The organism is Glutamicibacter sp. (genome assembly GCF_035257265.1).
Taxonomy (GTDB): Bacteria; Actinomycetota; Actinomycetes; order Actinomycetales; family Micrococcaceae; genus Glutamicibacter.
Genome location: NZ_DATEXC010000020.1, coordinates 1 through 13,086, shown reverse-complemented (window position 1 = coordinate 13,086; position 13,086 = coordinate 1). Strand labels below are relative to the sequence as shown.

Sequence of the window (13,086 nt, the reverse complement as noted above, 5' to 3'; positions counted from 1 at the left end):
CACCCTTCCGCGGTTTAAATTAGTTATCTAACAGCGTGGGTCACCTGGCGCGTCTGCCACGAGGATGCCCAAGATTCTGCTGAGTTCTGCACGGTCAACTTCGCCGAGGGTGGAGAAAAATTCTTCGTGGCTTTGCTTCCGCTCGCCGTGTAGTTTTTGTAGCAGTTCACGGCCCGAATCGGTCAGCGTGATCAAACTGGCGCGACGATCCGCAGGGTCGGGGGTGCGGGTGGCCAGTTCCTTGGCGACCAGCTGGTCGATGACCTCGGTGGTAGAGCGCGGGGCAATATGCAGCTTTTCGGCGAGTTGCGAGTTGCGCATGCCTTCGGCATCAACGCGTCCTAAAAGCATCATGGTACGAACTTGATGAGGTGTGATGTCGTAAGGGGTCAAGGCGCGGCGCCATTTGCCACGGAGCATACGAGAACTGCGATTGAACAGGTCGACCAAGTCAGGGCCGGACTCTTGGGGAAGCATGTGCTTAAGCATAGGGTGTTTTTCCCAACAATTTCAAGATGGAACCACATAGTGAGGTTACCTCTGCTATTCTTGAGGTAACTAGAACAAGAATCTCGGAGGTGCTCATGGTTGCTATGCCAATGGGTGGACCAGGTGGCGGCGCAGGCGGCGCCCGCGCGGGGAATTCCCAAAAAGATAAAGAATGGTTGCAGGACCATCCCGTCTCACTGCGCCGCATTGCGCACCTTTTCCGTCCACATCTGCGCACGGTAATTTTTGTGATGCTGCTGATTGTCGCATCATCGCTGATTGGCTTGGCGCAGCCTTTCATTATCAGGGAACTGATCGACGTGGCCATCCCAGAGCAAAACGTCAAACTACTGTTGGCGCTGGCCGGCGGGTTGGTACTCATTGCCTTGGTGACCGCGGTGCTCGGAGTGGTGCAAACCTGGCGGGCCACCCTGATGGGCCAAAAGGTCATGCACCGGTTGCGCACGTCACTGTTCACTCACCTGCAAAAACAATCTCTGGGTTTCTTCACCAATGCTCGCTCTGGCGAGGTGCAGTCACGGCTGACCAATGATGTTGGGCAGATGCAATCGGTGATCACCAACTCGGCCACCTCAATCGCTTCCAACCTCACCACCGTGGTTGCTACGGCCTGTGCGATGGTGGCAATTTCCTGGCAGCTGAGTCTGATCTCGCTCGTGGTTTTGCCGCCGGCGATTATCCTGGCCAAGCAAACAGCAAAACTGCGCCGGAAAATCACCGGGGCGCGGCAACGCGAAATGTCCACGCTCACCTCGATAATTGAAGAACGGCTCAGTATCTCCGGGGTTCGTCTCGCCAAGGTAATGGGTACTGGCACCCTGGACGCCGAACAGTTCACCGACTCCAGCTCAAAACTCATTGATCTGGAAATGCGCAGTGCGCTCGCCGGACGCTGGCGGATGGCCGCGATGTCGATTATTTTCTCCGGAGTTCCGGCGATTCTTTATATCGTTGCTGGGCTTCCGGTCACCGGGGACGGCATGAGTATTGGTACCCTCGTTGCTTTCACCGGGCTGCAGGCAGGAATATTCCGGCCGGTGATGGGGCTGATGAGTATTTCTATTCAGTGGGTCTCGGCGCTGGCGCTCTTTAGCCGAGTGTTCGAGTTCCTCGATGCTGATCAGGCGCTACCGGTGCCAAGCCAGCCACGGCGATTGGTTCACGATGCGGTGCGCGGTGAATTGGAATTCAAGGATGTAGATTTCCGGTATCCCGGGGCGCGTGCCGATACCTTGCAGGGAATCAACCTAAAGCTTGAGGCAGGCAGCATGACCGCGGTAGTCGGCGCTACCGGCTCGGGCAAATCAACACTCGGCTCCCTAGTCCCACGGCTACTGGATCCAAGCTCGGGAACCGTGAGCTTAGATGGTGTGCAGCTAACCCAGGTGCAACCGCAGGACATCGCGGAGGTGGTCTCCGTGGTGGCGCAGGAAAGCTATCTGCTGCACGCTAGTGTTCGCGAGAACTTACTGTGGGCTGCCCCGAACGCCGATGAGCAACAATTGTGGAACGCTTTGGAAGCGGCACAAATCGCGGAGCTCATTCGTTCCCTCCCCGACGGGATAGATACCCAGGTCGGGCAGCGTGGTCACCGCTTTTCCGGCGGTGAACAGCAACGCCTGGCCATCGCCCGCACGATGTTGCGTCAGCCAAAGGTGCTGGTTTTGGATGAGGCTACCAGTGCCTTGGATACGGTCACCGAAGCACTGGTCCAACAAGCCTTGGATGAACTGGCTTTGGGGCGAACCACCTTGTTGATTGCTCACCGATTGAGCACCGTGCTGCGCGCCGACAAGATTGTAGTGCTCGACGAGGGACGGATTATTGAGTCCGGAACCTTTGACGAGCTGGTCAAGCTGGACGGTAAATTTGCCCGGCTGGTCAACAAGAGCGAATTGGCGCAGCAGCGCAGCTAGTTCGCTGGATCGCCCGCTGGTTCCCGCGGCGTAATTGCGGCTAAAATCTTAGGCAAGGCAGTTTCCAGCGCCGCGTGCTCCGTAGTAGTCAGCGAATCGAAGAGCGACTGGCGAATGAACTCCACATGTGAGGGCGCGGCTTCGCGAATCGCCTGCCAGCCTTGCTCGGATAATCCGATCTGGTGACCTCGGCGGTCTAGAACATCGGAACATCGAGTGATAAGCCCTTTAGCTTCCATGCGGCGCAAAAGGTGTGAGAGTCTGGAACGGTCCCAGCGCAGCTCGTTGGCTACTTCTGCAGGGCGTAGCGAAGTCTCTTTTGACTCGGAAAGCACTGCGAGGACCGAGTATTCGCCCGATTGCATGGCGGAATCTTGGGTGAGCTGACGATCCATAGCGCTGGGGAACTGCCAGATGAACTCGCGGATGGTTTGCCAGAGTTTCTGCTCGCGCTCGTTGAGCCAGCGAGTTTCTTCGGTTCCCATGTTTTCTTTTCTCCTAATGTGCAGATAGTAGTGAGAGGCACACCCTCAAAGTTGTTGACACATCAATCATCTCGTGTAATGTTGTTTTTAGCAAGACTTGATGACGCGTCAACCATAACGCGGTGGCGCACTACAACGCTAGGGAGCAATAAGATGTTGAAAATCGCTATCATTACCGGATCCACCCGCCCGGGACGTAACAACCACGGCGTCGCTCAGTGGGTATTAGAGCAGGCTCAGCAGCGCGATGACGCCAGCTATGAGCTGGTCGACATTGCCGATTACAACTTGCCGCTGCTAGACGAAGCATTCCCTGCGGCTTACCAGAACTACCAGAACGAAGCCACTAAGCTCTGGTCGGCAAAGATTGCCGAGTTTGACGGGTACATCTTCGTTACCCCTGAATACAACCACTCGATCGCACCGGCACTGGCCAACGCGCTGTCCTACTTGAATGCGGAATTCACCAATAAAGCAGCCGGCATTGTTGGTTACGGCTCGGCCATGGGAGCGCGCGCGGTAGAACACCTACGCGGTATTCTTTCCGAACTGCAGATCGCTCATGTGCAGAAGACCGGCATGTTCTCGCTCTTCAGCGACTTTGAGAACTTCTCAGAATTCAAGCCAACCGAACAGGCCGCCGGATCGGTCCAGCCAATGTTTGACCAGCTGAATTCCTGGGCTACCGCAATGAACACGGTTCGCGCTTCCGCATTGGTCAACGCCTGAACAACCCCCGGATGAACTACGGGAAGTTTGCAAGATAACATCCCGTGCTTTGGGGAACACCGCACTACTTTTTGACCAGCCTCAGCGTTAGCCTGTGAATAAGCAGGTTGCAGAAACCGAGGGCAAATCTTCAGGGGAGATCATGAGCAACGAATTTTCGACTAAGGGCGCATACGTCACCGGTGGTGACTTCACCAGAGACACCAACTACATTCAAGATCGCATCGTGGCAGATCCTCGTCCCGAAGCTTTTGCCGCAGGAGAACCTGCCAGTTCCATCGGCCACCCGCGAGCAGGTCTGGGTGAAGGTGCACAGCTGTGGCCAGTTGAAGCTGGACGATACCGGCTCGTAGCAGCGCGTGCCTGTCCATGGGCCAACCGCACGCTCATCGCGCGCCGGCTGCTCGGGCTGGAGGATGCCATTTCTGTCGCATTGCCAGGTCCCACTCATGATGCGCGCAGCTGGACCTTCGACCTTGATAAGGATGGCAAGGACCCTGTTCTAGGTACCGAACGAGTCCAGGAAAATTACTTCAAGCGGTTCGCAGACTACCCGCGTGGGATCACCGTCCCGGCAATCGTGGATATTCCAACCGGTGCGGTAGTAACCAACGACTACCCGCAAATCACCTGGGACTTCTCCACTCAGTGGAAACAATTCCACCGCGAGGGAGCACCCAATCTGATTCCCGAAGATTCGCTTGAAGAAATGCTGCCACTGATCAAACGCATCTTCACCGAGGTCAATAACGGCGTCTACCGCGCCGGATTCGCCGGCGATCAGCAGTCATATAACGACGCCTATGACAGGCTATTTACCACGCTGGACTACCTGGAGGAGCGGCTTGAAACTCGACGCTTCCTCATGGGAGACCATATTACCGAGGCGGATATCCGGCTGTTCACCACGCTGGCACGCTTCGACCCGGTCTACCACGGTCACTTTAAGGCAAACCGCAATAAACTAACCGACATGCCAAACTTGTGGGGTTATGCAAGGGACCTTTTCCAGACCCCAGGTTTTGGTGACACCACAGACTTTGAACAGATCAAGTCCCACTACTATGTGGTCCACGAGGATATCAACCCTACGCAGATAGTGCCCAAGGGCCCAGATCTGAGTAATTGGCTCGAATCCCATGGACGTGAAGAACTCGCTACCTCCGGTCCTTTCCTCGATGGCACAGCGCCGGACGAGGTACGCCCCGAAGAACGGGTGACCGCCGGACACAACCCGCTATACCCGGCCTAACAATCCGCAGTAAAAACTAAGCAACTGCGAAACATCACGCGGCGTAAGACGAAGTCCCGGCGGACCACCTGAAAAGGGTCCACCGGGACTTCTGCGGGTTAAAAATAGAACATGAGCACGAAGGTCGCCCATAGATGTGGGGTGGACATGGCAGGATTATTAATATGACGATCATTGCGGCAGCTGACGGTTCTGCTCTTGGTAACCCTGGACCTGCGGGGTGGGCCTGGTATATCGATGACAATAACTGGGGCTCCGGCGGCTGGGACCACGGAACCAACAATATGGGTGAACTCCAAGCGGTACTCGAACTCTTCAGAGCTACCGCCACAGAACCCGAAACCGAACTAAAAATCCTGTGCGATTCCCAATACGCGATCAATTGCATCAGTAAATGGATGCCGGGGTGGAAGAAAAAAGGGTGGAAGAAGGCCGACGGCAAGCCGGTACTCAATCAGGAGATACTGCGCGAACTTGATTCCGCGATTACCGGACGTAAATACACCTTTGAATGGGTCAAGGGCCACGCTGGCCATCAACTCAACGAAGAAGCAGATGACCGCGCTCGGGCAGCTGCCACCGCGCATCAAAGCGGTAAAACACCGGATTCAGGACCCGGCTACGTCGGTTCAAGTGCGCCGGCGACAACTAGCGAAGAAGCGCCGCAACCCGAGCCGGACACCGTTGCTGAAGAAAGTACGAGCCTGGACGTCACCGGAACCGTATTCGAGCTGGAACAGGGACTGCTCGACGCACAAGTACGCACGAACTTCTCCGAGGTGAGTGACTTCCTGCATCCTGGCTACCAGGAAATTTGCCGGGACGGTTCACTCTTAGACGTCAGTGCCGTGCGTTCAATCCTCGACGGTGCAGGCGCCTTGCCAGAAACCGGCCCGGTGCAGCTTCTGACCGCCCGCTTACTGGATACGTCATTGGTGCTCATCGCGTATCGGATGAACCCCGCCAACTCACCGGTTCTGGTGTGCTCTTCGTGGTGGCAACAGACAAGCGCTGGCTGGAAACTACGGTTCCGCCAAGAAACAGTAGAAAACCAAGCATAGATTTTTATCAACTGATACTAGTGTTAGTTGATAAGTAACAAGCACTTAAAGGATTTTCATGCATTCGGTCATTTCAGAAGATTTCGCACCACTTGCCGAAGCGCTCGAAGCTCGGGCCGCAGAAGAAGAAGATTACTCGGCCCAATTAGCCATTTACCACCGCGGAGAATTGGTGCTAAGCCACAGTGTCGGCGAACACCTATCCGGTGACGGTCTGACCTGCATCTTCTCTTGCACTAAGGGTTTGAGCGCACTGGTAATCGCGTTGCTGATCCAAGACGGATTGCTTGATCCGACCGCTCCAATAGGTAATTACTGGCCAGAATTTGCTATCGGAGGCAAAGAAAAACTCAGCGTCGGAGAGGTGCTCAGTCACCAAGCCGGGGTGCTCGGCGTTCCCGGAGGGGTCCCCAGCGAGGTGCTGCTGAACTCGGCGGAATACGCTAAGGTCCTCGCCTCGATGCCAAGCATCTGGCCACTGGGCCAGAACATCGTGGGATATCACGCAATCACCATGGGCGTACTGATGGAAGAGCTCGTGCGCCGGGTAACCGGAGAAGAACTCAAAGACGTCTATGAAAAACGTATTCGCGGACCACTAGGCGTGGACGCCTATATCGGGCACGGTGCAGAAATTGAACCGCGCTACCGTGACGTGCTGCCTGCCGCTGATCAAGCCCCTGCCTTCATGGACCCATTCTCACCAACCGGACTATCGGTGAACTCCACCTCAGGTTTCGCCCTGGAATCCGGTCCGGTTTACAACTGGCACGAGCTGGCCAACTCGGCACAGGTACGCCATTTAGGTCCAGCGTCCATGGGTGGGGTGGCCAACGCCGAGGCCCTTGCCGGAGTTTACGCCGCGTCCTTTGGAGCGGTACCGGCTCTTGGCGTGAGCAAGGGATTGCTCAACGCCGATACCTGGGCTCAGGTTTCTACCGAACTTGTGTACGGTCCAGACCGTACCAACGGGCTCTTGCAAGCATTCGCCGTGGGCTTCATGAAGGCCACCGCCCGTAATGATTACGGCTCAATCTTCGCCTACGGCCATGACGGGGCGAACTCATCGCTGGCTTTCGCCGACCCGGCCTACCAGCTTGGCTTTGGATTCATCCCTTCACGCAATGAAGGACCCAAAGACATTTCAACTGGTGTGAAGCTCAGCCAGCTGGCACGCCAGCTGATCTTGGCCAAGGGAGCAAAATGAAATTCCTTGCGCTAGGAGATTCCTTCACCGAAGGCGTCGGAGATCTCAGCATGGTGCGCCCTAACCGCGTGCGCGGTTGGGCCGACCGGGTCGCGGAAGTATTGTGCACCCAAGATGACTGGCAGTACGCGAACCTAGCGATTCGCGGCAAAAAAATTGGTCAGGTCATCAATCAGCAACTCGACGCAGGGTTGGCACTGAAACCGGATCTGGTCACTATCTATGCCGGCGGTAATGACATTTTGCGTCCGAGCGCCGACCTGGATGCGCTGATGCGCGGCTACGAGGGAATGGTGTGTCGCTTTGTTGCGGCAGGCAGTGCCGTGGTGCTCTTTACCGGATTTGATACCGTCGACTCACCGCTCTTTAACAAGACACGGCCACGCACGGCAATCTATAACGAGAAGATCCGCGAAATCGCCGACAACCACGGGGCGATTGTGGCAGATTACTGGCGCTGGCGAGAATTTTCTGACCTGCGCTATTGGGCCGGTGACCGTCTGCATATGAACGAATTTGGTCATACCCTGATGGCCTACAAGGTGCTGGAACTACTTGGCAAACACAACATTGCGGACCCTGAGTGGGTGGAGCAGATCAACCTTCCAGGACTTCCTGAGCTTCCGGTCAATTCCCGCGGTGAACGACTGCGCCAGGATATGGGCTGGGTCAAAGAACATTTGGGTCCTTGGATTAAGCGCCGGCTCACCGGTACATCTTCGGGGGACAGCTTGAGCGCTAGGTACCCTGAGTACGTGAAACTTGCTTAGATGACGTTACTGGCTGCATTTATGAACTGGGCAGATTTTTAAGTCTTGGACTACGCTCACCGATGCAGGTACGATGTAACTGTGTTTTAGATCATTAGATCTTCAATGCAGCCTTCGACGGATGGCGGGAGAGACCCGTTCACACCATGGATGGGCGCCGTAGGAGCAATTCCTCCCCAGGAAACTCTCAGGCCCCCGTACCGCCATCACGAGGCAACTCTGGAAAGAAACCGGCCCGTTCCGGTTCACCGAAGGTGCAAGCAACCGGCTTTGTTGGTCGGATGTGTAAAACTCTCAGGTTATGAAACAGGGATGGGGAGGGACAGAGACCTTCCTTTGGCATGCGCCAAGACAGATCCCCCTGGAGATAACTGCACCATGACTATTACGCAGACCTCGGCATCCACGAGTAGCGAATTCGTGTCACGCCACATTGGCCCACGTCCGGCCGATGTTAACCACATGCTCTCGACGCTGGGTTATTCCAGCCTTGATGAGCTCATCGACACCGCAGTTCCGGCTGATATCCGCCAGGCTTCTGCCTTGGATCTTCCCTCGGCACTGAGCGAAACCGAAGCGCTGGCTCACCTGCGCGGCTTGGCTTCCAAGAACGTGATGAAGACCCAGATGATTGGTCAGGGCTTTTACGACACCATCACCCCACCGGTGATCCGCCGTAACATCGTGGAAAACCCAGCCTGGTACACCGCTTACACCCCGTACCAGCCAGAAATCTCCCAGGGTCGCCTCGAAGCGCTACTGAACTTCCAGACCATGGTCATGGATCTGACCGGCCTTCCTATCGCTAACGCCTCGATGCTTGATGAATCTTCATCGGCAGCCGAAGCGGTGCTGATGATGCGCCGTGTCAACAAGAAAAAGGGCAACGGCAAGACCGTCCTGGATTCAAATATCTTCCCGCAGACCATCAAGGTCATTCAGGGACGCGCGGATGCGCTGGGCTTTGAAGTCGAAGTTGCCGACTTGGCGCAGGGACTGCCTGAAGGCGACATTTCCGGTATCGTGCTGCAGCAGCCGGGCAACGACGGCTCCATTGCCGACCACAAGCAGATCATCGCCGCCGCCAAAGACGCCGGCGCGATGGTCACTGTTATCGCCGACCTGCTCGCGCTGACCATGATCACCCCTCCGGGCGAGCAGGGCGCGGATATCGCGGTGGGCAACACTCAGCGCTTCGGCGTGCCTCTGTTCTTCGGCGGCCCGCACGCAGCCTACTTCGCAGTGGCTGACGGTCTGACCCGCTCCATGCCAGGTCGCCTGGTAGGCGTCTCCAGCGATGACGCCGGCACCCCTGCATACCGTTTGGCACTGCAGACCCGCGAGCAGCACATCCGCCGCGAGAAGGCCACCAGTAACATCTGTACCGCTCAGGCACTCCTGGCAATTTGCGCCTCGATGTACGGCGTGTACCACGGCCCGGCAGGTCTAAAGATGATTGCCAGCCGTACCCATAACCACGCACGCGTCATCGCCAGCTCACTGGTAGCCGGTGGCTTCACTCTGGCCAGCGAATCCTTCTTCGACACCGTAGTAGTGAACGTCGAAGATGCCGCAGCGATGATATCCAAGGCCGCTGAGTCGGGCGTGAACCTGCGTAAGGTTTCCGGAACTCAGGTAGGCATCTCCACCGATGAGGCCACCACCGCGGCGATTGTCCGCTCGCTGGCAGAGGTCTTCGGCGTGGAGCTGTCCGCACCAGAGGGCTTTGACATCCCAGAGTCTCAGGTTCGCACCAGCGAGTTCATGACTCACCCAATCTTCAACACCATTTCCTCGGAAACCCAGATGATGCGTTACCTGCGTCGCCTGGCAGACCGCGACCTGGCGCTGGATCGCACCATGATCCCACTGGGCTCATGCACCATGAAGCTGAACTCGTCCGCCGAGATGGAATCCATCACCTGGCCAGAGTTCGCTTCGATCCACCCATACGCTCCGGCCGAGCAGACCGAGGGCTGGCGCGAGCTGATCACCGACCTTGAAGGCCGGTTGACCACCATTACCGGATACGCTGGCGTTTCGATCCAGCCAAACGCCGGTTCACAGGGCGAATACTCGGGGCTGCTTGCCATCTCCGGTTACCACGCCTCGCGCGGCGAAGGCCAGCGTAACGTCTGCCTGATCCCGGCTTCGGCCCACGGCACCAACGCGGCCTCCGCGGTACTTGCCGGCATGAAGGTTGTTGTGGTGAAGACCGCGGCAGATGGCACCATCGACGCGAACGATCTTGATGCCAAGATCGAGGCGAACAAGGATGTCCTTTCGGCCATCATGATCACCTACCCATCCACCCACGGTGTCTACGACGCGGACGTACGTGAAGTCTGCGACAAGGTCCACGCCGCCGGCGGCCAGGTCTACATCGACGGTGCAAATATGAACGCCCTGGTTGGTCTGGCTCAGCCAGGTCAGTTCGGCGGCGACGTCAGCCACCTGAACCTGCACAAGACCTTCTGCATCCCGCACGGTGGTGGCGGACCAGGTGTTGGCCCCATCGGTGTTGGCGAACACCTCGTGCCATTCCTGCCAGGTGACCCATCGGGTACCTATTCCGAGCGTGACGGTGTGCCGGTAGTGGCTACCGCTTTCGGTTCCGCAGGCGTACTGCCAATCTCCTGGGCTTATATCGCCATGATGGGCGGCGACGGACTGACCGACGCCACCAAGACCGCGATCTTGAGCGCAAACTACATTGCCAAGCGCCTGAACGAGTACTACCCGGTACTGTTCACCGGTAACAAGGAATTGGTAGCCCACGAGTGCATCTTGGATCTTCGCGAACTGACCGCAAAGACCGGAGCTACCGCAGAAGATGTGGCTAAGCGCCTGATCGACTTCGGTTTCCACGCACCAACGCTGTCCTTCCCGGTTGCCGGCACGCTGATGGTTGAGCCGACCGAGTCCGAGGACCTGGCCGAGATCGAACGCTTCATCGAAGCAATGATCACCATCCACCAGGAAATGCAGGAAGTTCTCGCCGGCGTTTACAGCATCGAAGAGTCGCCACTGCGCAACGCTCCGCACAGTGTCTCGGCCGTAGTCAACAGCAGCTGGGATCGTAAGTACTCCGTAGAGCAGGCAGCCTTCCCGGTCGCCAGCCTCAAGCGCGATAAGTACTTCCCTGCCACCGGCCGCATCGATGGTGCAGCTGGTGACCGAAACCTGATCTGCTCCTGCCCACCTCCTGAAGCCTTCGAAGACTAGGACGTCGTGATGACTGACATCAAGCACACAGAGTTGCACGAGAAGCACGCCGAATTAGGCGCTTCGTTCACCGACTTTGGTGGCTGGGATATGCCATTGAAGTACGGTTCGGAACTAGCCGAGCACAAGGCAGTACGTTCCACCGCGGGCCTTTTTGACCTCTCCCACATGGGTGAAGTCTGGCTCACCGGTCCAGAGGCAGGCGTCGCGCTGAACACCGCACTGGCTGGCAACCTCGCGGTCATGAAGGTCGGCAAGGCTAAGTACTCGCTGATCCTCAATGAAGACGGAAAAATCATTGATGACCTGATCGTTTACCGCCTCGGCGAAGAACGCTTCCTGGTTGTTCCCAACGCTGGTAACGCACCGGTAGTCGCCGCCAAGCTGGCAGAACGCGCAGCTGGCTTCGACGTGGTCGTCGATGACGCGTCAGCACGCACCTCGCTGATCGCGGTGCAGGGCCCGAACGCAGAAGCGATTCTGACCGCACTGGCAGCCGATGAGCAGACCGTGAATGCCGTGAAGGAACTGAACTACTACGCGGCAATCGAGGTAGTTCTGGGCGGCATCGACGTACTGTTGGCACGCACCGGCTACACCGGTGAGGACGGCTTCGAGCTGATCATTGCCAACGAAGACGCCACTGCGATCTGGGACAAGGCCGTGGAAGCGGGCAAGGACCACGAGTTAGTTCCTTGTGGCTTGGCCTCGCGTGACTCGCTGCGTTTGGAAGCTGGCATGCCGCTGTATGGCAACGAGCTGTCCGTTGAACGCACCCCATTTGACGCTGGATTTGGTCCGGTAGTTTCCTTCAAGAAGACCGAGAACTTTGTTGGTCGAGAAGCTCTTGAAGCACTGCGCGGACAGACTCCTGCTCGCAAGCTTGTTGGCCTGAAGGGTCTAGGCAAGCGGGCAGGCCGTGGCGGATACGCCATCGTCAAGGATGGGCAGACCATTGGTGAAATCACCTCCGGTCAGCCGTCACCAAGCCTGGGCTACCCGGTAGCCCTAGGTTACGTAGATGTTGCATTTAGTGAAGTTGGAACTGAGCTAGATGTCGACCTTCGTGGCAAGACTTTGCCATTTGTGGTCGTAGAACTGCCGTTCTACACCCGAGCCAAGTAACGTTTAACCTAAGCGGGCGTTGTAAAGACGCCCACCATTTCCCTTGGGAGAGGAATTATCGTGAGTAAAGTTCTTTCATCGTTGCGCTACTCGGCCGAACACGAGTGGATCGATGCAGCATCACCAGCCAAGATTGGCATCACCCAGGTAGCTGCCGACGCACTAGGCGACGTGGTTTACGTTGACCTTCCAGAAGTTGGCGACACCGTCACCGCAGGCGAGACCTGTGGCGAAGTTGAGTCCACGAAGTCGGTTTCCGACCTGTACTCGCCAGTGACCGGCACCATCGTTGAGGTCAACCAGGAAGCCATCGATAACCCGGCAATCCTGAACGAAGACCCGTACGGCAACGGTTGGCTGTTCACCGTTGAGGTCACCGAAGAAGGCCCACTGCTTTCCGCAGGAGATTACGCCAGCGCGAATGGTGGAAACGTCGAGTAATGAGCAACGCAACTTTTGAATCCCTAGCCCCTGCGTCGTTGACGCAGTCGCTAGCGGAGCTGGATCCTGAGATTGCGCAGCGTATCGATGCCGAGTTGGCTCGTCAGCAGCGTGGTTTGGAAATGATCGCTTCGGAGAACCATACGGCGCAGGCAGTAATGCAGGCGCAGGGTTCGGTACTGACTAACAAGTACGCTGAAGGCTACCCGGGCCGCCGTTACTATGGTGGCTGTGAGGAAGTCGACGTGATTGAGACGTTGGCTATTGAGCGTCTGAAGGACTTGTTCGGGGCGAAGTTCGCTAACGTGCAGCCGCATTCTGGTGCCCAGGCGAATGCGTCGGTGTATCACGCGTTGGTGCGTCCA

General features: G+C 57.1%; 11 protein-coding genes, 1 pseudogene and 1 riboswitch. Of the genes and pseudogenes, 10 read left to right on the top strand and 2 right to left on the bottom strand.

Features of this window, described 5'->3' with window-relative positions; all coding sequences use genetic code 11:
• Positions 1-27 precede the first annotated feature (27 nt).
• Positions 28-489, bottom strand: coding sequence for a MarR family transcriptional regulator (locus VJ369_RS04860; RefSeq protein ID WP_324090998.1), 462 nt, complete (start codon positions 487-489; stop codon positions 28-30).
• 95 nt (positions 490-584) lie between these two features.
• On the opposite strand from VJ369_RS04860, the gene VJ369_RS04855 reads away from it, so the two are divergent.
• Complete coding sequence (locus VJ369_RS04855) at positions 585-2,426, top strand: ABC transporter ATP-binding protein (RefSeq protein ID WP_324090997.1); 1,842 nt, start codon at positions 585-587, stop codon at positions 2,424-2,426.
• Here VJ369_RS04855 and VJ369_RS04850 read toward each other — a convergent pair.
• Positions 2,423-2,911 (bottom strand): MarR family winged helix-turn-helix transcriptional regulator, encoded by a 489-nt coding sequence (locus tag VJ369_RS04850; protein ID WP_324090996.1) that lies wholly within the window; start codon positions 2,909-2,911, stop codon positions 2,423-2,425. The two genes, VJ369_RS04855 and VJ369_RS04850, sit on opposite strands and share 4 nt — an antisense overlap.
• Before the next feature lie 153 nt (positions 2,912-3,064).
• Between VJ369_RS04850 and VJ369_RS04845 the strand changes: the two genes are divergently transcribed.
• From VJ369_RS04845 to VJ369_RS04805, 9 genes and pseudogenes are all read left to right on the top strand, one after another.
• Positions 3,065-3,640 carry an NAD(P)H-dependent oxidoreductase gene (locus tag VJ369_RS04845; protein WP_324090995.1) on the top strand — a complete coding sequence of 192 codons (576 nt, stop codon included), beginning with the start codon at positions 3,065-3,067 and terminating at the stop codon, positions 3,638-3,640.
• A 142-nt stretch (positions 3,641-3,782) separates the two neighbouring features.
• Positions 3,783-4,892, top strand: coding sequence for a glutathione S-transferase C-terminal domain-containing protein (locus tag VJ369_RS04840; RefSeq protein ID WP_324090994.1), 1,110 nt, complete (start codon positions 3,783-3,785; stop codon positions 4,890-4,892).
• A gap of 164 nt (positions 4,893-5,056) precedes the next feature.
• Positions 5,057-5,953 (top strand): RNase H family protein, encoded by an 897-nt coding sequence (locus tag VJ369_RS04835; RefSeq protein ID WP_324090993.1) that lies wholly within the window; start codon positions 5,057-5,059, stop codon positions 5,951-5,953.
• A 58-nt stretch (positions 5,954-6,011) separates the two neighbouring features.
• The gene (locus tag VJ369_RS04830; RefSeq protein WP_324090992.1) at positions 6,012-7,160 is read left to right on the top strand and encodes a serine hydrolase domain-containing protein; all 1,149 of its coding nucleotides are present in this window, start codon (positions 6,012-6,014) and stop codon (positions 7,158-7,160) included.
• Positions 7,157-7,930, top strand: a complete 774-nt coding sequence (locus tag VJ369_RS04825) for an SGNH/GDSL hydrolase family protein (protein ID WP_324090990.1) — start codon at positions 7,157-7,159, stop codon at positions 7,928-7,930. Before VJ369_RS04830 ends, VJ369_RS04825 begins: the two co-directional genes overlap by 4 nt.
• Positions 7,931-8,045: 115 nt before the next feature.
• Positions 8,046-8,143, top strand: a riboswitch (glycine riboswitch).
• A gap of 165 nt (positions 8,144-8,308) precedes the next feature.
• Complete coding sequence (gcvP, locus tag VJ369_RS04820) at positions 8,309-11,155, top strand: aminomethyl-transferring glycine dehydrogenase (protein ID WP_324090989.1); 2,847 nt, start codon at positions 8,309-8,311, stop codon at positions 11,153-11,155.
• Positions 11,156-11,164: 9 nt separating this feature from the next.
• A complete protein-coding gene (gcvT, locus tag VJ369_RS04815; protein ID WP_324090988.1) occupies positions 11,165-12,280 on the top strand; it encodes a glycine cleavage system aminomethyltransferase GcvT in 1,116 nt (371 codons plus the stop codon).
• A gap of 60 nt (positions 12,281-12,340) precedes the next feature.
• Entirely contained in the window at positions 12,341-12,721 is a 381-nt protein-coding gene (gcvH, locus tag VJ369_RS04810) for a glycine cleavage system protein GcvH (protein ID WP_324090987.1), read from the top strand.
• Positions 12,721-13,086, top strand: a pseudogene (locus VJ369_RS04805) (serine hydroxymethyltransferase); the annotation flags it as partial. The gene gcvH and the pseudogene VJ369_RS04805, both read left to right, overlap by 1 nt.